The sequence below is a fragment of the Actinomadura luzonensis genome, assembly GCF_022664455.2.
GTDB classification, from domain to species: Bacteria; Actinomycetota; Actinomycetes; order Streptosporangiales; family Streptosporangiaceae; genus Nonomuraea; species Nonomuraea luzonensis.
The window spans coordinates 37,075-62,034 of record NZ_JAKRKC020000001.1 but is presented as its reverse complement, the minus strand read 5'-3'; the positions used below and the strand labels follow the sequence as shown (position 1 = coordinate 62,034).

The 24,960-nt window shown below is 75.3% G+C and carries 23 protein-coding genes; 14 read left to right on the top strand and 9 right to left on the bottom strand.

Annotated elements, in window-relative coordinates:
- The first annotated feature begins 6 nt into the window (after positions 1–6).
- Positions 7–588 (top strand): TetR/AcrR family transcriptional regulator, encoded by a 582-nt coding sequence (locus MF672_RS00285; RefSeq protein WP_242371725.1) that lies wholly within the window; start codon positions 7–9, stop codon positions 586–588.
- A 90-nt stretch (positions 589–678) separates the two neighbouring features.
- Positions 679–1,713: a cobalamin B12-binding domain-containing protein gene (locus MF672_RS00280; RefSeq protein WP_242371726.1), complete on the top strand. Its 1,035-nt coding sequence runs from the start codon at positions 679–681 to the stop codon at positions 1,711–1,713.
- A gap of 13 nt (positions 1,714–1,726) precedes the next feature.
- Here the strand turns inward: MF672_RS00280 and MF672_RS00275 are convergent, their stop codons facing one another.
- Together MF672_RS00275 and MF672_RS00270 are read right to left on the bottom strand one after the other, a co-directional pair.
- Complete coding sequence (locus MF672_RS00275) at positions 1,727–2,089, bottom strand: STAS domain-containing protein (RefSeq protein WP_242371728.1); 363 nt, start codon at positions 2,087–2,089, stop codon at positions 1,727–1,729.
- A gap of 93 nt (positions 2,090–2,182) precedes the next feature.
- The gene (locus tag MF672_RS00270) at positions 2,183–4,453 is read right to left on the bottom strand and encodes a catalase (protein WP_242371730.1); all 2,271 of its coding nucleotides are present in this window, start codon (positions 4,451–4,453) and stop codon (positions 2,183–2,185) included.
- 265 nt (positions 4,454–4,718) lie between these two features.
- Here MF672_RS00270 and MF672_RS00265 point away from each other — a divergent pair, with 265 nt between their 5' ends.
- Positions 4,719–5,225, top strand: coding sequence for an alpha/beta fold hydrolase (locus MF672_RS00265; protein WP_242371732.1), 507 nt, complete (start codon positions 4,719–4,721; stop codon positions 5,223–5,225).
- Positions 5,222–6,433 (top strand): PP2C family protein-serine/threonine phosphatase, encoded by a 1,212-nt coding sequence (locus MF672_RS00260; RefSeq protein WP_242371734.1) that lies wholly within the window; start codon positions 5,222–5,224, stop codon positions 6,431–6,433. The genes MF672_RS00265 and MF672_RS00260 overlap by 4 nt, the downstream gene beginning before the upstream one ends.
- Positions 6,434–6,437: 4 nt before the next feature.
- Here the strand turns inward: MF672_RS00260 and MF672_RS00255 are convergent, their stop codons facing one another.
- Entirely contained in the window at positions 6,438–7,322 is an 885-nt protein-coding gene (locus MF672_RS00255) for a diacylglycerol/lipid kinase family protein (RefSeq protein ID WP_242371736.1), read from the bottom strand.
- A 128-nt stretch (positions 7,323–7,450) separates the two neighbouring features.
- Between MF672_RS00255 and MF672_RS00250 the strand changes: the two genes are divergently transcribed.
- The 3 genes from MF672_RS00250 to MF672_RS00240 are packed head-to-tail and all read left to right on the top strand — an operon-like array spanning position 7,451 to position 10,053.
- Positions 7,451–8,131, top strand: coding sequence for a phosphatase PAP2 family protein (locus MF672_RS00250; RefSeq protein WP_242371738.1), 681 nt, complete (start codon positions 7,451–7,453; stop codon positions 8,129–8,131).
- A complete protein-coding gene (locus MF672_RS00245) occupies positions 8,124–8,801 on the top strand; it encodes a phosphatase PAP2 family protein (RefSeq protein ID WP_242371740.1) in 678 nt (225 codons plus the stop codon). Before MF672_RS00250 ends, MF672_RS00245 begins: the two co-directional genes overlap by 8 nt.
- 10 nt (positions 8,802–8,811) lie before the next feature.
- The gene (locus tag MF672_RS00240) at positions 8,812–10,053 is read left to right on the top strand and encodes an MFS transporter (protein WP_242371742.1); all 1,242 of its coding nucleotides are present in this window, start codon (positions 8,812–8,814) and stop codon (positions 10,051–10,053) included.
- Between the two features lie 31 nt (positions 10,054–10,084).
- Here the strand turns inward: MF672_RS00240 and MF672_RS00235 are convergent, their stop codons facing one another.
- Positions 10,085–11,047 carry an anti-sigma factor RsbA family regulatory protein gene (locus MF672_RS00235; RefSeq protein ID WP_242371744.1) on the bottom strand — a complete coding sequence of 321 codons (963 nt, stop codon included), beginning with the start codon at positions 11,045–11,047 and terminating at the stop codon, positions 10,085–10,087.
- Positions 11,044–11,928 carry an MEDS and STAS domain-containing protein gene (locus MF672_RS00230; protein ID WP_242371746.1) on the bottom strand — a complete coding sequence of 295 codons (885 nt, stop codon included), beginning with the start codon at positions 11,926–11,928 and terminating at the stop codon, positions 11,044–11,046. Before MF672_RS00230 ends, MF672_RS00235 begins: the two co-directional genes overlap by 4 nt.
- Before the next feature lie 2,617 nt (positions 11,929–14,545).
- Here MF672_RS00230 and MF672_RS00220 point away from each other — a divergent pair.
- Together MF672_RS00220 and MF672_RS00215 are read left to right on the top strand one after the other, a co-directional pair.
- Positions 14,546–14,812, top strand: a complete 267-nt coding sequence (locus tag MF672_RS00220; RefSeq protein ID WP_242381158.1) for a hypothetical protein — start codon at positions 14,546–14,548, stop codon at positions 14,810–14,812.
- A 60-nt stretch (positions 14,813–14,872) separates the two neighbouring features.
- A complete protein-coding gene (locus MF672_RS00215; RefSeq protein WP_242381159.1) occupies positions 14,873–15,373 on the top strand; it encodes a pyridoxamine 5'-phosphate oxidase family protein in 501 nt (166 codons plus the stop codon).
- Here MF672_RS00215 and MF672_RS00210 read toward each other — a convergent pair.
- Positions 15,370–16,761, bottom strand: coding sequence for a hypothetical protein (locus tag MF672_RS00210; protein ID WP_242381160.1), 1,392 nt, complete (start codon positions 16,759–16,761; stop codon positions 15,370–15,372). The two genes, MF672_RS00215 and MF672_RS00210, sit on opposite strands and share 4 nt — an antisense overlap.
- 157 nt (positions 16,762–16,918) lie before the next feature.
- Between MF672_RS00210 and MF672_RS00205 the strand changes: the two genes are divergently transcribed.
- Together MF672_RS00205 and MF672_RS00200 are read left to right on the top strand one after the other, a co-directional pair.
- Positions 16,919–17,575, top strand: coding sequence for a response regulator transcription factor (locus tag MF672_RS00205; protein WP_242381161.1), 657 nt, complete (start codon positions 16,919–16,921; stop codon positions 17,573–17,575).
- Positions 17,572–18,717, top strand: coding sequence for a sensor histidine kinase (locus MF672_RS00200; protein ID WP_242381162.1), 1,146 nt, complete (start codon positions 17,572–17,574; stop codon positions 18,715–18,717). The genes MF672_RS00205 and MF672_RS00200 overlap by 4 nt, the downstream gene beginning before the upstream one ends.
- Here the strand turns inward: MF672_RS00200 and MF672_RS00195 are convergent.
- Complete coding sequence (locus MF672_RS00195) at positions 18,714–19,595, bottom strand: DNA-3-methyladenine glycosylase family protein (protein WP_242381163.1); 882 nt, start codon at positions 19,593–19,595, stop codon at positions 18,714–18,716. The genes MF672_RS00200 and MF672_RS00195 overlap by 4 nt on opposite strands.
- A gap of 142 nt (positions 19,596–19,737) precedes the next feature.
- On the opposite strand from MF672_RS00195, the gene MF672_RS00190 reads away from it, so the two are divergent.
- Positions 19,738–20,634, top strand: coding sequence for a glycoside hydrolase family protein (locus MF672_RS00190; protein ID WP_242381164.1), 897 nt, complete (start codon positions 19,738–19,740; stop codon positions 20,632–20,634).
- Positions 20,635–20,657: 23 nt separating this feature from the next.
- Here MF672_RS00190 and MF672_RS00185 read toward each other — a convergent pair whose 3' ends face one another.
- Positions 20,658–21,605 carry a sulfotransferase family protein gene (locus tag MF672_RS00185; protein ID WP_242381165.1) on the bottom strand — a complete coding sequence of 316 codons (948 nt, stop codon included), beginning with the start codon at positions 21,603–21,605 and terminating at the stop codon, positions 20,658–20,660.
- An 82-nt stretch (positions 21,606–21,687) separates the two neighbouring features.
- Here MF672_RS00185 and MF672_RS00180 point away from each other — a divergent pair, with 82 nt between their 5' ends.
- Both MF672_RS00180 and MF672_RS00175 read left to right on the top strand, forming a co-directional pair.
- The gene (locus MF672_RS00180; protein WP_242381166.1) at positions 21,688–23,037 is read left to right on the top strand and encodes a lanthionine synthetase LanC family protein; all 1,350 of its coding nucleotides are present in this window, start codon (positions 21,688–21,690) and stop codon (positions 23,035–23,037) included.
- Positions 23,038–23,135: 98 nt separating this feature from the next.
- Entirely contained in the window at positions 23,136–23,438 is a 303-nt protein-coding gene (locus tag MF672_RS00175; RefSeq protein ID WP_242381167.1) for an antitoxin, read from the top strand.
- Between the two features lie 84 nt (positions 23,439–23,522).
- Here the strand turns inward: MF672_RS00175 and MF672_RS00170 are convergent, their stop codons facing one another.
- Positions 23,523–24,872 (bottom strand): MFS transporter, encoded by a 1,350-nt coding sequence (locus MF672_RS00170; protein ID WP_242381168.1) that lies wholly within the window; start codon positions 24,870–24,872, stop codon positions 23,523–23,525.
- Positions 24,873–24,960 lie beyond the last annotated feature (88 nt).

The window sequence follows — 24,960 nt, the reverse complement described above, 5'->3', positions numbered from 1 at the left end:
GCGCGCATGCCAGGCGGCCGGCCCCGGGCCTTCGACCCCGACGCCGCACTCGACCGGGCGCTGGAGGTCTTCTGGCGGCAGGGCTACGAGGGCACGTCGCTGTCGGACCTGACCGCGGCGATGGGCATCAACCGCCCCAGCCTGTACGGGACGTTCGGCAACAAGGAGGAGCTGTTCGCCAAGGTGCTGGAGCGCTACGTCGGCGGCCCCGGCGCGTTCGCCGCGGAGGCCCTGGACGCGCCCACCGCGCGCGAGGTCGTCGAGCGGCTGGTGCGCGGCGCGGTCGAGCTGACCGCCGGCCCCGGCGCCCCCGGCGGCTGCCTCAACGTCAACACCGTGCACGCCTGCGGACCCGACGCCGCCCCCGCGCGGCGGGCCGCGCTGGCCTGCCGCCAGGCGGGGGAGGTCGCGCTGCGGCGGCGCTTCGAGCAGGCCGCCGACCTGCCCCCCGGCCAGGACCCCGAGGTCCTCGCCCGGCTGGTCCACACGATCACCGACGGGATCGCGGTGCAGGCCGCGAGCGGGCGCACGCACGAGGAGCTGACCCGGATCGCCGACCTCGCGCTCAGCGCGCTACTCCCGGGCTGACCCGGCGGGGCATTCCGCGGCATCCGGTCATCGGCGGGCAAGCCGGGCAACGGCTTGACCCGCCTCCGCCGCCGCGTCATGTTGGGCCACATGGCTGACGACTACGCCGACCTCGTCGACCGCATGTGGGCGGCGGCCATGGACGGCGACGACCACGGCGCGTCCGACGTCGCGCTGGCCGCCCTCGACGCGGGACTGCCCGTCGAGGACCTGCTGCTCGGCGTGCTGGCCGGCGTCCAGGCCCGCGTCGGCGACGCCTGGGAGGCCAACCTCGCGACCGTGGCGCAGGAGCACCTGGTCACCGGGGTCAGCGAGCGGGTGCTCGCCGCCGCGGTCCGCCATCCGGCCGCCCGCGCCCGGCACACCGGCGAGCGGGGCCGCGTCGCGGTGGCCTGCGTGGCCGGCGAGTGGCACGCCTTCCCCGCGCGGCTGCTGGCCGAGCTGCTGCGCCTGGACGGCTGGCGCGTCGCCTACCTGGGCCCGCACGTGCCGGCGGCGTACCTGCGGATCCACGCCCACGAGGCCGAGGCGGACGTGGTCACGCTGTCGGCCTCGCTGCCCACCCGGCTGCCCGCCGCGTACGAGGCCATCGCGGCCTGCCGCGAGGCGGGCCGGCCGGTGCTGGCGGGCGGCGCCGCCTTCGGCGCGGACGGCCGCTACGCGCGCCTGCTCGGCGCGGACGGCTGGGCGCCCGACGGCCGGGCCGCCGCGCGGCTCCTGGCCGCCGGCCCGCCGGTGACCGGACCGGCCGAAGGGGAGCGGGCCGGCGGGGAGCCGGCCGGCAAGGCGTACGAGCGCGTCAGGGCGACGGCCGAGGAGCTCGCCGGCGCGGTGATGTGGAAGCTCGGGGAGCGCATCCCCGAGCTGGCCGCCTACAGCCAGAAGCAGCTCCAGCACACCAAGGAGGACATCGGGTACATCATCGACTTCCTCGCGATGTCGCTGTACGTGCGCGACCCCGAGCTGTTCGCCCGCTTCCTGCGCTGGACGGCGGGCGTGCTGAGCGCCCGCGGAGTCCCCGCCGCCACCCTCCTGCCGGCCCTGGACCTGCTCGCCGGGCAGCTCGGCGACGTCCCTCAGGCGCTGGCCACGCTGGAGTACGGCAGGCGGGCGCTGGCCGGGTGAGCGCGCCCCGTGCTCAGGCGGGAGGCTCGCCGCCGCTCAGCGCGAGCATGGCCTCGGACACGCTGGGGAACAGCGGCAGCAGGTCCTCCAGGCCGGCCTCGCCCAGCACGTGCCGGGCGTGGCCGCGGCCGTCGACCACGGCCATCAGCCCGCCCTGCCGCCGCATGTGGTGCGCCAGCAGCACTAACACGTCGATGCCGTAGCCGTCGAGGAAGTGCAGCCCGCTCACCTCGATGATCAGCCGTGCCCCCCGCTGCCCGGAGAGGAGCCGGATCTCCCGTTCGAGATCGGCCACCGTGGCCTCGTCGAAGCTCTCGTGCAGAGCGATGATCGCCCAGACCCGGGAGAAGTCCGGAACACCTCCTTGCGACGCCACGCCCTGTGACTACCGGCCCCAGTGATCCTTAATCGCGCGACGAGGGGCCGCGTGGATCACGCGGCCCCTCGCATGGTGACGAACCGGCGGCGGTCAGGCCACGTCGGCGGCCGGCGGGAACCGGTCCCAGGCGCGGTGCAGGGACATCAGCCCCATCACCCCCCGCAGGACGCCCTCGCCGTCGTCGCCGACGACCACGCCGGGGGCCTGCTCGGGCACGCCCGCCTGGGCGAGCGCCCGCACGGCCGTCCCCCAGCCGCCGATGGCCTTGGCGTGCCGGTAGACCTCCATGACCATGAGCACCACGCGCGGGTCCACGACCTCGTCCGCCAGGCGGTTGCCGGCCTTGGCGTCGCGCGCGCCGTAGGCGTCCTTGCCCGGCATCGGCGCGCCCGCCAGCAGCAGGGCGTCGAACTCGACCGAGCGGGCGGTCAGGAACGTCCGCTGCACCGGCAGCGTCCCCAGCATGCCGCCCTTCGGCGCGATGATCAGCGGCACCATGCCGGCGGCCAGCACCGCCTGCCGCACCGCGCCCACGGAGGCGAGGTCGCACGAGTCGTCGGCGACGATGCCGATGATGCGCCCGTCGCCGGGCCACTCCCGGCCGACCTGCGACAGCGCCCGGCTCGGCATCGGCTCGGCCAGCGGCTCGGACGGCTCAGGCGCGGGCAGCCCGAGCCCTTGGGCCACCTCCCGGCACAACACCGGGTCGATGTTGGCCAGCACCCGGAGCTGCCGTTCCTTGACCGCCTGCTCGTAGCACTTGCCCAGCTCGAAGGTGTAGGCGTCGATGATGTGCTCGCGCTCGACGGGCGACATGCTCAGCCAGAACAGCCGCGCCTGGCTGAAGTGGTCGGCGTAGGAGGCGGGCGCCTCGCGCACCTTGCGCCCCGCCACCTCCGCCGGCACCTCGACGTAGGCGCCCTCGCCCGCGCCCGCGTGGAACGGGCAGCCGCCGTCCAGCGAGTTCGGCTTGTACGGCGCCACCCCCCGGTGCACCGCGTCCTGGTGGAAGCCGTCCCGCAACATGTCGTTGACCGGGGCGTGCGGCCGGTTGATGGGGATCTGCGGGAAGTTGGGCCCGCCCAGCCGGGTGAGCTGGGTGTCGAGGTAGGAGAACAGCCGGGCGGCCAGCAGCGGGTCGTCGGTGACGTCGATGCCCGGCACCAGGTGCCCGGCGTGGAAGGCGACCTGCTCGGTCTCGGCGAAGTAGTTGGAGGGGTTGCGGTTGAGCTCCATCAGGCCGATGGGCTGGACCGGCGCCAGCTCCTCGGGGACGATCTTCGTCGGGTCCAGCAGGTCGATGCCCTCGAACATCTGGTCAGGGGTGTCGGGGAAGACCTGGACGCCCAGCTCCCACTGCGGGTACGCGCCCGCCTCGATCGCGTCGGCGAGGTCGCGGCGGTGGTAGTCCGGGTCCACGCCGCTGATCATCTGCGCCTCCTCCCACGTCAGGGAGTGCACGCCGAGCTTGGGCTTCCAGTGGAACTTCACCAGCGTGGTCGCGCCCTCGGCGTTCACCAGGCGGAAGGTGTGGACGCCGAAGCCCTCCATCATCCGGTAGGAGCGGGGGATGCCCCGGTCCGACATGTTCCACAGCGTGTGGTGGGTGGCCTCGGTGTGCAGGGAGACGAAGTCCCAGAACGTGTCGTGGGCGCTCTGGGCCTGCGGGATCTCCCGGTCCGGGTGCGGCTTGCCGGCGTGGATGACGTCGGGGAACTTGATGCCGTCCTGGATGAAGAAGACCGGGATGTTGTTGCCGACCAGGTCGTACACGCCTTCGCTGGTGTAGAACTTGGTCGCGAACCCGCGCGTGTCGCGTACGGTGTCGGCCGAGCCGCGCGAGCCCAGCACCGTGGAGAAGCGCACGAAGACCGGCGTCTCGACCCCTTCGGCGAGGAACGCGGCCCTGGTGATGTTCGCGGCCGTGCCGTAGGAGCGGAAGACGCCGTGGGCGGCGGCGCCGCGGGCGTGCACCACGCGCTCGGGGATGCGCTCGTGGTCGAAGTGCATGATCTTCTCGCGCAGGTGGAAGTCCTGCAGGAGCACCGGCCCGCGCGGGCCGGCCTTGAGCGAGTGGTCGGTGTCGCGCAGCCGCACGCCCTGGGCGCTGGTCAGGAACGCTCCGCCCTGCGCCATCGCGGCCTGGTCCGCGCCGGTCGGCTGACCGGTCGGGGAGAAGGTGTCCGGGCCCGTCTGGTCGGGCTTGGGCGGCAGGGGCTCGCGCGGCTCCGTGGGCTGATCGAGGGACGGCGGCTCGCTGTTCGGCACGCCGGGGATCTCGGCCTTCGGCGGGTGGCCGTGCTCGGTGACGGCGTCCACGACCTTGTCGACCGCGGACTTGATCGGGTTGGGCTCGCTCATGGTGAAACTCCTCGGCACCCGCCGTGACACAGGCGGCATGAGATATGCGGCATGACATGTGCGACTACTGTCAGGCGTCGCCCGCTACCCAGGTCAGAGGACGCCAGTCGGTCCAGTCCTCCCCATAAGGGTGATCCCGGTCACTCGGCCTTGCCTGGGCTTTGCCGGTCAAGTGCGACACTGTTCCCTATGGGGGACGTGCGGCAGCGCAACAACGTCCAGGTCCTCGGCCCGGACGGCGCGCCCGTGATCATGCTGGCGCGCCATGGTCGGCGTGCTGGCCGCCGCTCGCGCGCCCGAGCGGTTCGCCAAGCTGGTGCTGCTGGTGCCCTCGCCCCGCTACATCGACGACGAGGACGGCTACCGCGGCGGCTTCACCGCGGCCGACATCGACGAGCTGCTGGAGTCGCTGGAGGACAACTACCTCGGCTGGTCGGCCGCCATGGCCCCGGCCATCATGGGCAACCCGGAGCGGCCCGAGCTGGCCGCGGAGCTGACCAACGCCTTCTGCCGCACCGACCCGGCGATCGCCCGCGCCTTCGCCCGGGTCACGTTCCTGTCCGACAGCCGGGGCGAGCTCGGCACGGTCGCCGTCCCGACCCTCATCCTGGAGTGCGAGCGCGACATGATCGCGCCACGCGAGGTGGGGGCGTACGTGCGGGCCGCCATCCCCGGCAGCCGCCTGGTCACGCTGCCCGCGAGCGGCCACTGCCCGCAGCTCAGCGCCCCCGACGCCACGGCCGTGGCGATCGCGGCCTTCGCCGGGCGATGACGGACGAGCGCCGGCCGGCGGACCTCACGTACCCGTCGCTGCTGGAGGACAGCGCCGAGGACCTCTACGAGCACGCCCCCTGCGGCTACCTGTCCACCCTCCTCGACGGCTCCGTCCTCAGGGCCAACGGCACGCTGCTCGGCTGGCTCGGCTACCGGCGCGAGGAGGTCGTCGGCCGCCTGTCCTTCACCGACCTGCTCTCCGTCGGCGGCAAGATCTACTACGAGACCCACTACGCGCCGCTGCTGCGCATGCAGGGCCAGGCCGGCGGCATCGCGCTGGAGCTGCGCACCGCCGCGGGCGAGCGGCTGCCGGTGCTGGCCACCTCCGTGGTCAAGCCCGACCGGCAGGGCCGGCCGCTGCTGGTGCGCACCACCCTGTTCGACGCCCGCGACCGGCGCGCGTACGAGCGGGAGCTGCTGCGGGCCCGCCAGGAGCTGGAACGCGAGCGCGCCCGGCTGCAGAAGGTGCTGGCCACGCTGCAACGCAGCCTGCTGCCGCCGTCGTTGCCCGACGTGCCGGGCCTGGAGGCCGTCGCGCACTACCACACCGCCGCCCCCGACGACCTCGGCGGCGACTTCTACGACCTGTTCGAGCTGGGCGGCGGGCGCTGGTGCTTCTTCCTCGGCGACGTGTGCGGCAAGGGGCCGGCCGCCGCGGCGCTGACCTCGCTGGCCCGCTACACGCTGCGGGCCGCCGCCCTGCCCGGCCCCGGCCCCGCCGCCATGCTGGAGACGCTGCACCAGACGCTCCAGGAGCGCGGCGACGGCGCCGACTGCGGCTACTGCACGGCCCTGGCGGGCGTGCTGACCCGGCTCGCGGGCGGCGGGTTCGACGTCGTGGTGGCCGCCGGCGGCCATCCGCCCGCCCTGCTGCTGCGCGCGGACGGCGCCGCCGAGTACCTGGACACGCCCGGCGGCACGCCGGTCGGGCTGCTGTCCGAGCCGGAGTTCGTGACCGCGCGGGCCCGGCTGGCGCCGGGCGACACGCTGCTGCTCTACACCGACGGCCTCACCGACGCCCGCGCCGGCCCCGGCGGCCCCGACCGGCTGGGCGACGACGCCCTGCTCGACTTCGGCCGCCGGCTCGCCCCGGCCGGCCCGGCGCGGCTGGTCGAGGCCGTGGTGGACCTGCTGGAGGAGCTCGGCCCCGGCGTCGAGGACGACACCGCCCTGCTGGCGCTCGGCGTCCCGCGCGGGACGGGCTGAGCGCTCAGGTCACGGGCGGCAGGCAGAGCGTGAGCGCGCCGGGGGCCGCCTCGGCCTCGATCGCGGTCACGCTGCCGCGGTCGCCGCCGTCCAGCTCGTACGTCAGCGGCGAGCCGAACGTCGCCGACACCTTCCTGGCCCGGGTGATCCGCACGAACGGCGACTCGTCGGAGCGCCCGGCCGCCATCCGGCCGAGCACCCGCGCCCACTGCACCGGGCCCTTCGCCGTCGCGACGCCCACGTCCAGCCAGCCGTCGTCCGGCCGGGCGTCGTCGAAGGCCTCGATGCCGCCCGCGATCGTGCTCACGTTGCCCAGCAGCAGGCAGCTCGCCATGCCGTCGAACCAGGTCGTGCCGTCGATGTCGACCTTCATCGGCACCAGCGGCCCGCCGACGCCGCGCACGGCCGCCTTGACGTAGCTGAGCTTGCCGAGCCGCCGCTTGGCCGCCCCGTCGGTCTCGGCGATCATCTCGGCGTCGAACCCGGCGCCCGCCATCACGGCGAAGTGCTCGCCGTTCAGCACGCCGAGGTCCAGCTTCTCGCGCCGCCCGTGGAAGCCGATCCGCACGGTCTCCTCCAGGTCGATGGGGATGCCGAGGTTGTTCGCGAACAGGTTCGCGGTGCCGGCCGGCAGGATGGCCATCGGCACCTTGGAGTCGGCGAGCGCGTCGGCGCAGCGTTGCACCATGCCGTCGCCGCCCCAGACGAACACCAGCTCGGCGCCCTCCTTGAGGGCCTTGCGAACCTTCTTGGGCGCCTTCTTGCTCTTCGGCACCTCGTACCAGAGCAGGTCGGCGACGCCTTCCTCGGTGATGAGCACGCGGAGCCTGTCGAGGCCCGCGCCTAAGGTCTTCTTGCGGTGCGCTACCACCGCCACGGTGGGGGACATGCCCTTCCGACTACCCGCGCCGCGAGTGGGTAGCCGTGGCGGACGCGCATTCGAGGGAGGGCCGGAAGAACGTGAGGCGTCGGCTGCTTGCACTCAAGAATTCCGATCGCGGCCTGGGGCTGCGGCTGATGGTCGCGAGTCTCGCCGTGGCGCTGATCATGGTCCCGTTCACCCTGCTGCTCGTCGTGGCGAAGATGCCGCTGAACGACCTGGACCGCGGCGTCGCCGTGGAACTGCACGAGTACGCGCTCGCCCACCCCGGGGTGACCCGGGTGCTCATCGTCTGGACCGACGCGCTCGGGCCGTGGCCCTGGCGGATCGCGGTCGTCGCGTACGCCGCCTGGCTGCTCTACCGGGGCGCGCCCCGGCTGGCCGCCTGGGCGGTCACCACCGTGACCGTGGGCGGGCTGCTCGGCCTGGCACTCAAGATCGTCGTGGCCCGGGCCAGGCCGCACCTGCCGGACCCCGTCGCGCTCGCGCCGGGCGACTCCTTCCCGTCGGGCCACGCCGTCAACGTGACGCTCGGCGCGGGCGTGGTCGTCCTGCTCCTGCTGCCCTCGCTGCCCCGGTGGGGGCGGCGGCTGGCCTGGGCGCTCGCCTGGTTCGCGGTGCTCAGCGTGGCCTACACGCGGGTGGCGCTCGGCGTGCACTACGTGAGCGACGTGGTCGGCGGGATCGTGCTGGGCGTGGCGGTGATCGCCGCGACCTCGGCGGCGTTCGAGACGTGGCGGCGCGAGCAGGGGCGCAGACCGGCCTCGCCGGTGGCCGAAGGAGTGGAACCCGAATCGGTGAAGGTGACACATGACTGAGCACGTGAAGTACTACGCGCGAGCGATCTTATTGCCGCTGCTGCTGATGGCCGCGGTGACGTACGGGGCGGGTGAGGCCATCCTGGCCTGGCCCACCGGCGAGGCGGGCCTGAGCCGCAGCCTCGCGGCCGACCGCACGTCGCTGTGGAACACCCTCACCGACTACGGCACCAGCCTGTCCGACACCCCCTACATCGTCGCGCTCACCGCCATCGCCGCGATCCTCTTCCGGCTGCTGTGGAAGCGCTGGCTGGAGTCGGCCTTCCTGATCGTGGCCGTGTGGAGCCAGTCGCTGGTCTTCCTCGCCACCACCGAGGTCGTCGGGCGGCACCGGCCGCCGGTGCAGCACCTCGACCCCGCCCCGCCCACCTCCAGCTTCCCGTCCGGGCACGTCAGCGCGGCCGTCGCGTTCTACTGCGGGCTCGCGCTCGTGCTCAGCACACACGTCCGCAACCGGGCGCTCCAGGTGCTGATCTGGGTGCTGGGCGTCGCGGCCCCGCTGATCGTGGCGTTCTCCCGGATGTACCGGGGGATGCACTTCTTCACGGACGTGACCTGGGGGCTGCTGCTCGGGGTGGCGTGCGTGATCGTCGCGGCGCGGGCCATCCTCTACCGGCGCGAGCGGCAGGAGCGCCGGCGAGAGGTGTCCCGGCCGGTCGTGGCCGCCTGAGCGCGGCCGCGTGACGGAGGTCAAGGGCACGGGCGGCACGGGCGGCCCCGCCGCCCGTGCCCTCCTGGCGGCGCGGCGGCCGTTCCCCGCGTTGCTCGCGGCCGTGCTGCTGCTCGGCGTCGCCGAGTCGATGGCGGGGCCGTACCTGGTGCTGTTCGGGGCGCGGCGGGCGCACCTGACGGCGTTCCAGATCGGGGTGTTCGTCTCGGCGACGGCGGTGAGCGGCATGCTCGTCAGCCACTGGCTCGGCCGCCGCTACGACCGCGCGCCGAGCCGGTGGCCGGCCGTGGCGGCCGCGGCGGTGGCCGGGGCCGGATACCTGCTGCTGACCGGGGTGCGGGCGTACTGGCTGCTGCTGGTGGTGGCGGTGCTGTTCCTCGGGGCGCAGCAGGCGGCCTTCCCGCAGCTGTTCGCCATGCACCGCGGCCATGTGGAGGGCGGCTCGGCGATGCCGGGCGGCGGGACGCCCCTCCTGCGCTCGGCGTGGTCGCTGGCCTGGGCGGCCGGGCCGGTGGCGGGGGGCGCGCTGATGGCGTGGCGGGGCTTCGACGCCCTGTTGCCGGCGACGGCGCTCGGCCTCGCCCTGACGACCCTGGCCGTCCTCCTGCTCCCCGCACCGCCCCGCCCCGCCCCCACCTCCGACCCCACCTCCGGCGCCCCCTCGGCGCCCGTGGCCGCCGGCGGCACGACGGGGCGGTCCGGGCTGTGGGCCGCGGTCGGCGCGTTCATGGTGTTCCACACCGCGATGTTCGCCGGCTCCGTGGCCCTGCCGCTCTACGTCACCGAGGACCTGGGCCGGCCGGCGGGCGACGTGGGCCTGATGTTCAGCGTCTGCGCGCTGGTCGAGATCCCGGCCGCGCTCGCCCTGCTCCTGCTGCCCGCCCGGCGCCGGCACGGCTGGGTGATCCTGGCCGGGATGGCGCTGTTCGCCGGGTACTTCGCGCTCGCCGCGGCCGCCACCACCGTCCTGGCGCTGGTGCTCGCCCAGGTCGCGCGGGGCGTGGCCATCGCCGTCGTGGGGGCGCTCGGCATCACGTACGTGCAGGACGCGCTCCCCGGCGCGGCCGGGCGGGCCACGACGCTGTTCGCCAACGCGGTCACGGCCGGCTCGCTGGTGTCCGGCGTGGCGGCCGGCACGGTCGCGCAGGCCCTCGGCTACCGGTGGGCCCTCGCGGGCTGCGCCGTCCTCGCGGCCCTGGCCTGCGCGCTGTTCGCCCTCGCCGAGCGGCGGGGCGCCTCCTCGCCCGGCTGAGGGCCGGGCGGGTGCTCGCCTGACGCGGGCGTCAGGCGCGGGACAGGCGCAGGCGGATCTGGGTGCCCGCGGGCCCCGTCCGGATCTCCAGCAGGTCGCAGACCCGGCGCACCACCCACAGCCCGTACCCGCGTGTCGCGGTCGGCTCGGGCGTGCGGAAACCGGGCAGGGACCGCTCCATGCGCCCCGGGTCCGTCACGTCGCAGACGACGACCGGCCCCTCGGCCCACACCACCAGGCGGCCGTGCCCGCCGCCGTGCTCGACCGCGTTGCTGACCACCTCGTTCACGGCCAGCAGCAGCAGCCCGACGCGCTCCTCGGACATCCCGAGCGGGGCGACCGCCGCCCGCACCAGCCCGCGCATGAGGTGCAGGTCGCCGTCGAAGGGGAAGTCCGCGAGCGGGTCAGGGGGCGGCGGGGGGAGCGGGAGTGCGTCGGCGTCGCAGGTGAACGACTCCGGCTCGACGTAGGCGTCGCTCGGCCGCACGCCGCCGGGGGTCAGCAGCGCGGGGTGGGTGCGGCGGGCCTCGGCGACGATCCGGCCGGGCAGGACGCGCTCGTCGTACGGGCACACGATCCAGGCCGGCTGCCCGGCGAACGCCGCGTTCAGTGCCGACTCGTACCGGATCCACTCGGTCTCCTCGGCCGCGCTGCGCCCCTGCCAGACCGGCTCGCCGATGACCCGCACCCGGCGGCGCCCGTCCTGGTGGACCTGCACGTAACGGTCGTAGGCGGCGAGCGTGCGGCCCGGCGCGTCGTACCAGCCGGCGGCCTCGACGAACTCGACGTCGTCGGCGTCGCGGCCCAGCGCGGCCCGCAGCAGGGCGATGTTGGCGGCGGTGGTGACGGCCAGGACCTTGTCGCCGGCGGCCAGCCCCTCCTGGCAGAAGGGCGCGGTCACCGACACGAAGTGGCCGTCGCTGCCGTACACCAGCGCGTGGTGCACCAGCCGAGGCGGCGCCCCGTGGTCGGCGCCGGTCGTCGTGGCGCTCATGGCCGGGTCACGGGCGGGAGCCCTCCTTCGATGCTCAGGCCGGTGGCGCCGTCCCAGCCCGTCAGGCGCAGGACCTTGCGCAGCGCGGCCGAGGCGTGCCGCACCCGCAGGCGGTGGCCGTCGCTCATCCGCCCGGCGGCGCGGGCCAGCGCGCGCGTGCCCGCCACGTCGATGAACTCCAGCTCGCTCAGGTCGACCCACACGTCGCCGCCCGCGCCGGCGGCGTGGTCGAGGACGGCGTGCCAGGCGGGCGCGGTGTTGCGGTCGATGGTGCCCCGCAGCCGCAGGACCAGCTCGCCGCCCGGCTCGTACGACGGGGTCACGCGCAGGCGCTCGCCGTCGGCCAGATCGTCCATGCGCACCTCGCCGGGATGGCAGCAGCGGAGACCGGTCAGCCGGTGGGCGGGGAACCGGCGGGCGTCGTACTGGCACAGCGCCGCGGAGTCGCCCTCGGCGAACAGCCCGGTGACGCGGCGCTCGTAGTCCTCGAGCCGTTCGGCGCCGGGCAGCTCGCGCAGCGCCCAGCTCATCTCCCCGGTGACCCGCAGCCCGGCGAAGCCCGCCGCGAGGCTGTCGCCGACCGTCGTGCGAAGCAGGGCGATCATCAGGTCGGGGTCGAAGCGGCCGGGGCCGAGGTAGCTGTCGGCGGCGGTGAGCACCTCCAGGCGGCCGGAGGCGACGGCGCCGGAGACGTCGACGCCCGCCTCGGCCAGCCAGTCGCGCACCCCGTCGGGGGCCGGGTCGTCGGTGAAGTACATCACCCGCTCGCCCCGGTCGAGCCCGGCGGAGACGAACGCGCCGGCCACCGCCCGCTGCTCGGCCTCGTGGGCGAAGGCCAGGCAGACGTGGTCGCCCAGCCGCACATCCTTGACCTGCCGCACGCAGTCACCCGTTCGCACCCTGGGAAGAGACGGGACCGGCCCGCTCCTGACGTTGTCCTCCACCATACCGCTGGGAACGTCCGTGACCCGCCCCGAATGTCCGATCTGTGCCCTGCGGCGGGGCGGCCGGACGGGTGTGCCGTGAATTCGGATTCCTTTCCTGCGGGCGGGGCGGCGAAACTCGGTTATCCGAATACGAGGACTTCCACGGGTGCTTCGTGAAATCGGGGGTGCGCTCTGGCGCTTTCCGGCGGGTTGTGATTGGCTGGTTCGCCTATCCCGGGAGTGCGAATTCGCCGCGCATCGCCGCTGGTCACGGGCGAGTCCTATTTGGCGTGTTTCCGGTGCTTGCGGGGGTGTGTGCGGGGCTTTGTGGGGTGGGTATAAGCTGCCCGGTCCTTCTTTTGCGCCTCTTGGAGGGGAACCGGGTAAATGCCGGTTGTTCCGATAACTTAGGCGTTGTGAGCATGGTGAGCATGCAATTCACCGTACTCGTCCGTTTTCTCGTCCTGTCGGCGGGAGCGACCGGTATCCCGTGCTCGCCGATCACGATCGCGGCCGTCGCGGCCGCGAGAACACCCGGGATCGTCGACAGGGCCGGCGTCAGGGGCACGGGCGAGAACGGTCCCGGCCCCGGTCCGGTCGCCGAAGCTCACCGGCCGCATCCCGAGCACGACGGGCACCACGGCCCCCGGGGACCGGTCGGGCCCCGCGGACCGGCCGGCCCGCGCGGGCCGGTCGGGCCCCGCGGCCCCGCCGGTCACAAGGGCATGCCCGGCCCGCAGGGCAAACCAGGCAAGGACGGCCCCCGCGGCCGCAGGAACGTGCCCCACCCGCGAGCCGGCGCGCGCGCCCGCTGGCGCGCGCGCGGGCCGGCGGAAAGCCCGGCGCGCGGCCTGAGGCGTACCGGGGCCGACAGGCAAGCCCGGCGCGCGCGGCCCGCAGGGCGTCCCGGGGCCGACGGAAAGCCCGGCGCGCGCGGCCCCAGGGCGTACCGGGCCGACAGGCAACCCGGCCGCGCGGCCCGGGGCGTCCCGGCAAGGGCGGCCCGCGTGGGCCGCAGGGCGTGCCGGGTCCGGTGGGGCGGCCCGGCGCGCGGGGCCCGCAGGGCAAGCCGGGCAAGGACGGCGCGCGCGGCCCGGAGGGCAAGCCGGGCCCGACAGGGAAGCCCGGCGTACGCGGCCCGCAGGGCCTTACCGGGCCGGCGGGCAAGCCCGGCAAGGACGGCGCGGTGGGGCCACAGGGCATCGCCGGGCCGGCGGGCAAGGACGGCAAGGACGGCGCGGTGGGCCCGCAGGGCATCCCCGGGCGCGACGGGGCCGTCGGGGCGCGGGGCCCGCAGGGACTCCGCGGCTGGCAGGGCCCCGCAGGGCCGCAGGGCGCCACCGGGCCGCAGGGAGCGCCGGGGCCCGCCGGCGACCCCGGGCGGGACGGCCGCGACGGGGCGCCGGGGGGCGGGGCCCGCGGGCCTGACGGGGCGACAGGACCGGCGGGCCCTCAGGGGATCGCGGGACCGGCCGGCCCGATCGGGGCCACCGCCCGGCGGGCCGCAGGGCGCCACCGGCCCCGCCGGTCCGGCCGGCGCGAGGGGACTCGCCGGCCCGCCCGGTCCCGCCGGGCCATGGGCCCGCCCGCGACGGGCGCCGTGGCGCGAAAGGCGACCCCGGCGCCGCGGGCCCCAAGGGCGACCCGGGGGTCGCGGGGCCGAAAGGCGACCCGGGGGCCGTGGGACTCAAAGGCGACCCGGGACCGGCGGGCCCGCAAGGACTGCAGGGCCCCAAGGGCGACCCCGGGGCCCAGGGCTGGCGGGGCGACCCGGGGCCCGCGGGCCCGCGAGGGGCGCCGGGGCCCGCCGGACCCGCCGGGGCGCGCGGCGAGACGGGCCCGCAGGGGCGCTCCCGGCCACGGGCCCGGCGGGCGCGGGGCCGCCGGATCCCCGGCGTCCGGCCCGGCCGGTCCCGCGGCCGTGGCGCGAGGCCCGGCAGGGGCCTGTGAGTCGCGGGCCCGGCAGGCCAGTGAAACGGAAGGGCAGGAGAAGCCGGCCCCGCAGGGCGTCCAAGGGCTGCGGGGCTTCCAGGGCGCGAAGGGCCCGGCGGGCCCGGCGGGCCCGGTCGGCGCGACGGGTCCGGCGGGTCCTCGGGGTGTCCAGGGGCTCCGGGGCGTGCAGGGCGTGAAAGGGCCGGCGGGTCCCGTCGGGGCGACCGGTCCGGCGGGTCCTCGGGGTGTCCAGGGGCTCCGGGGCGTGCAGGGCGTGAAAGGGCCGGCGGGTCCCGTCGGGGCGACCGGTCCGGCGGGTCCTCGGGGTGTCCAGGGGCTCCGGGGCGTGCAGGGCGTGAAAGGCCCGGCGGGTCCCGTCGGGGCGACGGGCCCGGCGGGTCCTCGGGGTGTCCAAGGGCTCAGGGGCGCGCAGGGGCCGGCGGGTCCTCAAGGGGCCAGGGGCGCGGCCGGTCCCCAAGGGCTCAAGGGGCCGCAGGGCGCGCGGGGCCCGGCCGGCCCGCAGGGGCTGAAGGGGGCGCAGGGGCTGAGAGGCCCGGCGGGTCCGCAGGGCGCCAGAGGGCTGACGGGTCCCCAGGGCCCGGCGGCCACGTTGTCGGTGACGCAGGAGCACGGCCGTCCGGTGGCGGTGCCCCCGGGCAAGCCGGTCAGGGTGACCGGCGCCGCCTGCCCGGCGGGCAGCGTCCCCATCGGCGGCGGGTACGTCTGGCACGACCCGCACGCCCACGCCAGCGTCATCGAGAGCCGCGCCGTCGCCGGCAAGTGGCGCTACATGTTCAAGAACAACTCCGGCAAGCCCTCCAAGGTCTCCGTCATCTCCCAGTGCGTCGGAGGAGGGGGAGGGGGAGGGGGAGGGGGGAAGAACCCGCACCCGGCGGGCGAGAGCTGACGTTCGCCTCTACCTGGCCGCGCGCCCGTCCCCTACCAAGGGGTACGGGAGGTATCCGTCATGTCCGTAACCACCACCACCCAGGGCCCGCGCCTCACCGCCGAGCAGGTCTGGCGGGAGCTGGGCAGGCAGTCGTTCGCGACCGTCGCCCACCTCACGCCGGACGGGCAGCCGCGATCGAGCGGCGTCGTCTACGTCACCGGCGGCCGGCGCCTGTACGTGGCCGTCGCCGCCGACAGCTGGAAGGCCCGGCACCTCGCGCGCTCCGGCCGGGTCGCCGTCACCGTGCCCGTGCACCGCGGCGGCCTGCTGGCGCTGCTCGCGCCCATCCCGCCGGCCACCGTCAGCTTCCACGGCACGGCGATCGTGCACCCCGGGATCCCGGACCCGGACGGCGACGTGTGGCGGCGGCTCCGCCGCCTGCTGCCCGAGGAGCGGCGCGAGACGTGCCGGGTGGTCGAGATCCGGCCGGAGGGGGCCTTCCTGACGTACGGGCTGGGCGTCCCGCTGATGGCCATGCGCCGCCCGGCCCTGGCCAGCGCCCGCGTGCCGATCCCCTAGCCCCTTCCGCGCACGGCCGGCCGCCGGATCGCCAGCGCGGCCGCCAGGCACGCGGGCGGGACGGCAGGCAGCACGTACCGGTGGTCGAAGTCGAGCGCGGCCACCGGCGCCACCAGCAGGAACACCGCGAACGACCACGGCAGCAGCACCTCCGCCCGCCGCCCGCGCGCCGCCGCCACGCCGAGCCCGCCCGCCGCCAGCAGCACCCCCAGCAGCGGGCCGTGCAGCGCCCACGGGTACGGGTAGGCCGCCAGCACCGACGCGTACGGCTCGACGGACGACATGCCGCGGATGGCCGGGTCGTACGCGGCCCGGACCCGGCCGATGAGGGCGTGCTCCTCGGGCAACGGCCACGACCCGACGGGGAAGGTCACGGCGGGCGACACCCGCCTGGGATGGGCGACCGGCTGCCAGGCGAAGGCCAGCGCCGTGTCCCTGGCGACCTCGCGCAGGTAGTCGAGCGGCTGGGCGGCGATCGCGGCCAGGGCGAACGACCTGGCGGCGTCGTTGTGCGAGAACCGGTCGCCGGGCAGGCGGTTGAGCGCCGAGCCGGGGGCCCAGACGTACTCGGAGGCGGCGTCCACGACGGTGCCGTTCGGGCAGAGCGCGGCCAGGCGGGGCGGCGGCTGGATCTTCGAGCAGTCGGCGAACGTCATGGTCCGGGCCCAGAGGGCGACCCCGTCGGAGCCGCTGAGCGCGAACCGGCCGTGGTGCTGGGCGTACCAGCCGGCGTAGGCCAGCAGCGGCAGGCCGCCCGCCAGCGCCAGCGCGGCCACCCGCCGCCAGGGCGCGCGGCGCAGCAGCAGCCAGGCGGCGGCCAGGCCGAGCAGCGGCACGGCGGCGGTGCGGGTCAGCCCGGCCAGCGCGAGCAGCAGGCCCGCCGCGGCGGCGGCCCGCGCGGACGGCACGGCGGGCCGCCACATGAGCGCCAGCAGCGCGGCCGTGACCAGGAAGATCACTTGCAGGTCGGACAGCACGGCGTGCTCCAGCCGGGCGAACGCCGGGGCGAACAACACCGGCACGGTCGCCAGCGCCGCCCCCCACCCGGGCAGCGAGCGGCGGCGCAGCAGCGCGTACAGCATCACCCCGAGGCCGAGGCCCATCGCGTGCTGCACCCCGGCCACCAGCGTCACGCTGTGGAAGGGGCGCAGCGCCCAGAGGAACCAGGAGTACCCGGCCGGGTGGAAGGCCCCCTGCGGCCGCAGGTGCACGGCCGTGTCCAGGTAGGTGAAGGAGTCGTACCAGTAGACCTGCGCGGTGTCGTAGCCCAGCATGACGAGCACGCGCAGCGCGGCGGCCGTCGCGAGCACGCACCCGAACAGGCGGTGCCCGCCCGGCGCGCGGAGACCCGCGACGGGCGGGCGGGTCCGGGGCGGGGCGATGGTCACGGAGGTCCTCCCGTGCGGCCGGGCCGGGGGATCCGGCCGTAGGGGAGGCAGTCCAGCGGGCGGCCGATAACCTGATCGTCACCAGAAGTGGTTATGCGGGCGTTATGTGGGTTCGGCGAGGATCGTCGCCGTTCATGGATCTCGCGAGGGGGCGCGCGTGCGGGTGCTGGTGGCCGAGGACGAGAGGATGCTCGCCGACTCGATCGCCGAGGGGCTGCGGGGCGAGGCGCTGGCGGTGGACGTCGCCTACGACGGGGAGTCGGCGCTGGAGCGGCTCGGCGTACACGACTACGACGTGCTGATCCTGGACCGGGACCTGCCGCAGGTGCACGGCGACGAGGTGTGCCGGACCGTGGTCGAGCGGGAGTGGCTGGTCCGGGTGCTCATGCTGACCGCCGCCGGGGACGTCCGCTCCCGCGTCAGCGGGCTGTCGCTCGGGGCCGACGACTACCTGCCGAAGCCGTTCGCGTTCGAGGAGCTGGTGGCCCGGGTGCACGCGCTCGGCCGGCGCGCCAGGAAGGCCGACCCGCCCATGCTGGAGCGGGCCGGGGTGCGGCTGGACTGGGCGCACCGGCAGGTCTTCCGCGACGGCGTGTACGTGCCGCTGGCCCGCAAGGAGTTCGGCGTGCTGGCCGAGCTGCTGCGCGCCCGCGGCGCGGTGGTCTCCGCCGAGGAGCTGCTGGAGAAGGTGTGGGACGAGCACATCGACCCGTTCACCAACACCGTGCGCACCACGATGATGAAGCTGCGCAAGAAGCTCGGCGAGCCGCAGGTCATCGAGACCGTGCCGGGATCGGGGTACCGCATCCCATGAGCGTGCGCCTCCGCTTCGCCCTGGCCGCGGCCGTGGTCTTCCTGGTGCTCGGGGCGCCGGCCGTGGCCGGCGTGTGGCTGGTCGTGCGCTCCTCCCTGGAGTACCGCACCGACCTGCTCACGCCCGCCTGCGTCGAGAACGACGGGTTCTGCAGGAACGACGGCATCTACGAGGTGGCGCGCCGGCAGGCCATGCGGGTCCGCGCCGCCTACCAGCGCGACACCCTCGCCGCCGTGCGGAACGCGGGCGGGCTGATCGTGCTGGCCGGCACGGCGGGGGCGTTCGCGCTCGGCTGGCGGGCGGGCGGCTGGGCGCTGCGGCCGGTCCGGCGGATCACCGAGACCGCCCGCCAGGTCGCGCAGAGCCACGACCTGACCGAGCGCATCGGCTACGACGGCCCGCGCGAGGAGGTCAGGGAGCTGGCCGACGTCTTCGACACCATGCTCGGCCGGCTGGCCCGCGCGTTCGACGCGCAGCGCAAGTTCGTCGCCAACGCCTCGCACGAGCTGCGCACCCCGCTGACCATCAACCGCACGCTCGTGGACGTCGCGGTGCGCCGCCCCGACGCCACCGACGACGTCAAGCGGCTCGGCGAGTCGTTGCTGCTGGTCAACGCCCGCCACGAACGGCTCATCGACGGCCTGCTGGCGCTCGCGGAGGGCGAGCAGGCGGTGCTGGACCGGCGGCCGTTCGACCTGACGGACGTCGCCGAGCACGTGCTCGATCAGGCCGCCGCCGAGGCCGCCGAGCGCGAGGTGACCATCCACCGGCTGCTCGACCCCGCCCCGACCACCGGCGAGGCGGTGCTGGTCGAGCGGCTGGTGCAGAACCTGGTGGAGAACGCGGTCCGGCACAACCACCCCAAGGGCGAGGTGTGGATCACGACCCGGCGCCGCGCCGACCGGGTGGAGCTGATCGTGGCCAACACGGGGCTGCCGGTGCCGCCGTACGAGATGGAGACGATCTTCGAGCCGTTCCGGCGGCTGCACGGCGACCGGCTGCGCTCGGACCGGGGGAGCGGGCTCGGCCTGTCGATCGTCAAGGTGATCGCCGAGGCCCACGGCGGGACGGTGACGGGCTGGCCGCGCGAGGAGGGCGGCCTGACGATCACCGTGGAGCTGCCGGTGGACCCGGCGGCCTAGTCGCGGGGGGTGCCGTAGGAGGTGGCGCGGAACAGGAAGGACGCCCAGGAGCGGTAGGGCCGCCAGGTCTCGGCCAGCTCGCGGTAGGCGGCGGGCGGGGCGTCCTCGGGCAGCCCGTACGCCTCCCGCAGGATGGCGAACAGCCGCGGCTCGTCGCCGGGGAAGGCGTCGGGCGCCCCGGCGCCGCGGATCAGGATGAGCCCGGCCGAGAACGGCCCCAACCCCGGCAGCGCCCGCAGCTCGGCCAGCGCCTCCTCGGGGGCGAGCGAGCGCAGGTGCTCGGTGGTCAGCACGCCGTCGAGGGCGGCCCTGGCCAGGCCGCGCACCCACTCCTCCTTCTGCGCGGGCAGCCCGAGACCGCCCGCCTCCAGCAGCGACACGGGCGGCGGGAAGGCCAGGCACTCCTGGCCGTCGACGGTGAGCCTGGCGCCGTAGCGCTCGGCGATGCGCCGCTTGATGCGCGAGGCGATGAGCATCGACGAGCGCTGCACGATCACCGCCCAGCAGGCCGCCTCCCACGGGCTCCAGAAGCAGACCGGGCGCAGGCCGGGGCTGCGCCGCTGCAGGTCGCCGAGCACCGGGTCGGCCTCGCCGAGCTTGGCGAAGCCGGCGCCGTCGGTGTCGAGGGAGAAGACGCGCGCCACCTCGCCCCGGATCGACGGCCCGGCCGGGCGCGTGGTGGCCGCCTCGACCCCGCCGGGCGCCGCCGTCACCCGCACCCCGATCGGCAGCCAGTCGCTCTCCGCGCAGTAGGCGAAGCGCAGCGCCCGCCCGTCGGAGGGCAGCGCGCTGGTGGCCGGCCAGTCCTCGACGAAGCGGAGGGCGGCGCCGAAGTCGTACGGGCCGTCGGCGGTGAGCGTGAATCCGTGCAGGGTCATGCGCGTATGGTAAGGACCTCCGCCGACAGAACGGGACGCCGCCGCCGGCCGTATCTATGTAAAGTCTATAGGTAATAAGGAAAACTCCAAGGAGAGGTAAGCGGCCATGTCCGGCACCCCGCCAGGCTCTACGCTCGGTCCCATGCCGATCGACGAGAACGCCCTCCTGCCCGACCCCGAGCGCGCGCGCGTCGCGATCGGCCCGCCCGCGCCCGGCGAGGGCCACTGGGCGGGCGCGCCCAGCGCCGTCGCCGCCGACGGGTTCGTCTACCTCGCCTACCGGCTGCGCCGCCCGATCGGGCAGGGCCGCGGCTACGCGGTGGCGATCGCCCGCTCAGTGGACGGCGAGCGCTTCGAGACGATCGCCACCGTCTCCAGGGAGGCCATGGACGCCGAGTCGCTCGAGCGCCCGTCCCTGGTCCGCCTGCCCGGCGGGCGCTGGCGGCTCTACCTGAGCTGCGCCACCCCCGGCACCAAGCACTGGCGGGTCGAGGTGCTGGAGGCGGCCGACCCCGCCGCCTTCGACCCGCGCACCCGCGCCACCGTCCTGCCCGGCGACCCGAAGACCGGCGTCAAGGACACCGTGATCGTCCGGCGGGGCGGCGTCTGGCACCTGTGGGCCTCCTGCCATCCGCTCGCCGACCCCGACGAGGCCGACCAGATGGTCACCGACTACGCCACCAGCACGGATGGCCTGGAGTGGACCTGGCACGGCACCGCGCTCAGCGGCCGGCCGGGGCTGTGGGACGCGCGCGGCACCCGGATCAGCGCGGTCCGCTTCGACGGCGACCGCGTGGTGGCCTTCTACGACGGCCGGGCCAGCGCCGCCGAGAACTACGAGGAGCGCACCGGCATCGCCGTGGGCGCCGACCCGGCGGCGCTGACCCCGGTGGGCGAGCGGCCCGCCGCCGAGTCGCCGCACCACGGCCGCGGGCTGCGCTACCTGGAGTTCGTGGACCTGCCGGGCGGGGGCACCCGCCTGTACTACGAGTACACCCGCGCGGACGGCGCCCACGAGCTGCGCACCGAGCTGCGGTAAGGCGACGGCGCGCGCGCGGCCGCTCAGCCGCGGCGGCCGTTGCGCGACTGGCGCTGGCCCGGCGGCCGGGCGCCCACGAGGCCGCCGGAACGTTCCCGTGGCCGCAGCCAGTCGCTGAAGTCCTCGCCCGTCACCCGCTGGAGCAGCGCCACGTCGGTGGCGAAGTACGGGATGAGCCGCCGGCGCTGCTCCCACGACAGCGGGCGGCGGGCCGTGCCGCGGTGCTGCAGCAGGTCCTCGATCGGCCGGGCCAGGGCGGGCAGGCGGCGGGCCAGCGTGGACAGCACCGTGTGCCGGGCGCCCGCGTCGGGGTGCGCGGTCACGTTCTGCCGGGGCATCTCGGTGAGCAGCCCCTGCCGCACGCCGAGGAAGGCGCAGATCCGGTCGAGGGTGTCGGCGGGCCGGTCCACGAGGTCCCGGTAGCGGAAGACGAGCACCTGCTCGCGCGGGAACAGCTCGAAGAGCCGGGCCAGTTGCTCGCCGTAGCGGCCGAGGCCGACGTAGTGCCAGAAGTGCGACCATCCGGCGGCGATCCGCTCCGGCTCGGCCTCGCAGGCGCGGACGAGGTCGCCGATCGGCTCCAGCCCGGCCGACCAGAGGTGCGTCCAGTTGGAGTGGGCTCGCTCGACGGGGTCGCGCAGCGTCACGATGATCTTCACGTCCGGGACGAGGGCGCGGATGCGCCGGCCCGCGTCCGCGTCGTAGAGGTAGAAAGGGGTGGACTCGCCGGTCAGCGTGCCCGGGGGCGCGTCGTCGAACAACGCCTCGTAGTCCGCGCGCCGCCAGACGTGCTCCCGGTAGGTCTCCAGGTCGCCGGGGCCGCCGCGCTCGGGCGGCGGGCCGTCGGTGAGGAAGAACTTCGGTTCCTTGATCGTGGACAGGTAGAGTTGCGGATGTTGCTGCAACGCGGTGTGCAGGGCCGTCGTGCCGGCCTTCGGCACGCCGGCGATCAGGAAATCGGGCAGTGCCACCGCTTCCCCTCCGGACGATGTTCTCCTGCGAGCAACACAACAGTAGCCCGATTTTCCTACCAAGGTTGTGGGATACTCAAGTATGGGTTCGGACAAGACCCGCTCCCCGAGTGAGCGCGCCGAGACGCCGCTGACCGCCGCCATCCTGGCCGGCCGGTGGATCCGCGGCGCCGCCCAGGACGACGCGTCCGGCCGCGCGTGGGCCGCCAACCCCGACGGCCGCGGCCGCTCCGCCCTGACCACGCCCGAGCCCGCCTCCCTGTACGCGGGGGCGGCCGGGATCGTGCTGTTCTTCCTGGAGCTGGCCGCCGCCACCGGGCACGAGGCGTACCTGGAGGACGCCGCGGCCGGGGCGCGCCGGCTCGCCGCCACCTGGCGCGGCCAGAACGACCTGACGCTCTACCACGGCCTGACCGGCGTCGTGGTGGCGCTCGCCGAGGCCGGCTGGGCGCTCGGCGACGAGGAGCTGGAGTCGGCGGCCCGCGACGCCGCCGACCACGTCGTGCGCTCCGCCCGTCCGCTGGCCGGCGGCCCCGGCTGGACGGGGGACCCGGCCCAGCGCGGCGACGGCGGCATCGTGCTCGGGCTGCTGCGGGCCGCCGCCGCCCTCGGCGTGCCGCGCTACGAGGAGACGGCGGTGGCGGCGGGCGAGCGCATCGCCGGGCTCGCCGTCCCTGGCCACCGCTTCGGCGACTGCCCCGACCTGCCCGCCGACGCCGTCACGCCCGGCTTCCTGGCCGGCACCGCCGGGACCGCGTTCCTGCTGGCCCGCCTGTACGGGCTCACCGGCGAGCCGGGCTTCCTGGAGGCGGCGAACCGGGGGGCGGGCTTCGTCCGCGAGGTGAGCGTGGTGACCGACAGATGCGCGCTGGTGCCGCACCACGTGCCGCAGGAGCGCGGCCTGCACTACCTGGGCTTCTGCTCGGGCTCGGCGGGCGTGGCCCGGATGTTCCAGGAGCTGTACCGGGTGACGGGCGAGCGGGGGCACCTGGAGTGGGTGGAGCGGCTGGCGGGCGGCATCCTGCGCAGCGGGGCGCCGGAGGGGCGCACGCCCGGCTTCTGGAACGTCGCCTGCCAGTGCTGCGGCTCGGCCGGGCTGCTGGAGCTGTTCGTCGGCCTGTGGGCCGAGACCGGGGACGCCACGTACCTCGCCTTCGCCCGCAAGCTGGCCCACCATCTCATCGGCGCGGCCACCGACCACGACGGGCGGGGCTTCCGCTGGTACCAGGCCTACCGCCGGCTACGTCCCGGCGAGGTCAGCGCGGACACCGGCTTCATGGTGGGCGCGGCCGGCATCGGCGCGGCCCTGCTGCACCTCGACGCCGCCCTCCAGGGCCGCGAGGCGCGCCGGGTCATCCTCCTGCCGGACAACCCGTTCCCCGCCATCCCGGTCCCGTCGGCGCACCTGCGCGCTCCCGGCGGCCCGGGCTGAGGCCGCCCCGAGCCGGGTCGTGGGGCGGCACCAGGAAAGTGAGGAGGCCGTTCGGCGGGGTAGGGGGCCCAGGTAGCCGGACGAACGGGGAGATGGTGATGAGCCGCATCGGGGAATGGCTGAAGAAGGCCGAGAACCTGGCCCGCGGGCACTCCAAGCAGGCCGACCAGGTGCTCGACCGGGCCTCCAGGTTCGCCAAGGAGCGGACCGGCCACAAGTACGACGAGCACATCGAGAAGGGGAGGGACGCCGTGCAGCGCCGCTACGGCGGTGGCGGCGGGACCTCCGGGGAGCGGATGCGCCAGACGGACCGCACGGCCGCCGAGCGCGAGCGGCTGTCCCCGGAGAGCGACCCGACGGCCGCCGAGCGCGAGCGCTACGGGCGCGGCCCCCAGGGCTGACCCCGCGCTCCGACGTGCGGGAACGGATGCGCCCGCCCCCTGCGGCAGGTAGGGAGGCGGGCGCACCCGTGTGTCGCGCCGGGCTCAGCCGCGCGCGGCCGCGTCGAGCACCCGGGCGGCGTCCCGCTCGAAGGAGCCCCGCGCGCCCAGCGTCACCAGCCCGCCGACGACCATCGGCACCACCAGGATGTACATCCCGGCCAGCAGCGACCCGAGCGAGTCGGAGGCGATGCCGACGACCAGCGAGCCGAACGCGCCCCCGGCCGTCATGAGCAGTTGCAGGACGGCGAAGCCGAGCCCGCGCGCCGCCGCCGGGATGACGTCGGCCAGGCAGGCCGTCATGTTGGGGATCGCGATCGACATCAGCGAGCAGGCCAGCAGCACCAGGGCGGTGAACAGGCCCGCCGACTCGACGCTCAGCGCGCCCGCCAGCACCACGGAGCCGCTGGTGATGCCGCCGCCCCCGGCCAGCAGCCGGCCGCCCTTGCGGGTGCCGTGCCAGCGCCGGCCGAGCCAGGAGCCGAGCAGCGTGCCGGCCAGCGTCCCGGCGACCGTGATGAGGCCGCTCAGCGAGCCGGCCGTGCCGACGCTCACGCCGAGCGTGCGCACCATGAACGTGGGCAGCCAGTAGAAGATCCCGGCCAGCCCCAGCGTCAGGAACGACAGGCCGAGGCAGACGATGACCAGGGTGGGGATGGACACAATTTGCCGGAACTGCCGCCAGAACGGCGCTTTGCGCGCGGGCTCGGCGGCCTGCGGCGTCTCCGCCGGCGCCGTCGGGCCGCCGGGCATGGCGCTGCCGGAGGCCACCAGCCGGTCCAGCTCGCCGCGGCGCGGCTCGCGCAGCAGCCACACCAGCAGGGCCGTGAGCACGCCGGGGATCACCATGACGACGAACGCCGTCCGCCAGCCGAACGCCTGGGCCAGCACCCCGCCGAGCAGCGTGCCGATGCCGCCCAGGTACGTGGTGACCCGGGTGAGCCCGTACGCCTTGGCCCGGCTGACCGGCGGGTAGTAGTCGGCGAGCAGGCTGCCCGAGGCCGGGTTGTCGATGTTCTCGGCCGCCGCCAGCACCACCCGCATCAGGTAGAACATGGCGAACCCGGTCGCGAGGCCGCTGCCCAGCGTGGCGATGGCCCAGATGAACACGACGAAGGCGATGATCCGCGTGCGGTTGAGCCGGTCGGCCAGGTAGCCGGCGGGAAGGGAGACGAGGGCCGCGGCGAGGGCCGCCGCGGTGGGGATCGAGCCGGCGGCCGTGTCGCTGAAGCCCCACTCCTTCTGGATGGCGGGGAGTACGCCGGCGAGCAGGTTGTGCTCGATCCGGTCCACGAGTCCGACGATGAACAGGACGACCAGCGGCGCCCAGCCGAACGGCGCCCGCGAGGCCACGTCGATGGCGCCGGTGCGCGGCGTACCCAACGTCCCGACCATGCCCACCCTTTCAGTAGGTAAATCTAGAATTGCGTTCTAGGGGAAGGTTCTAGCCAGAGTGGCATAAGTCACAGCCTGAGTAAATGGG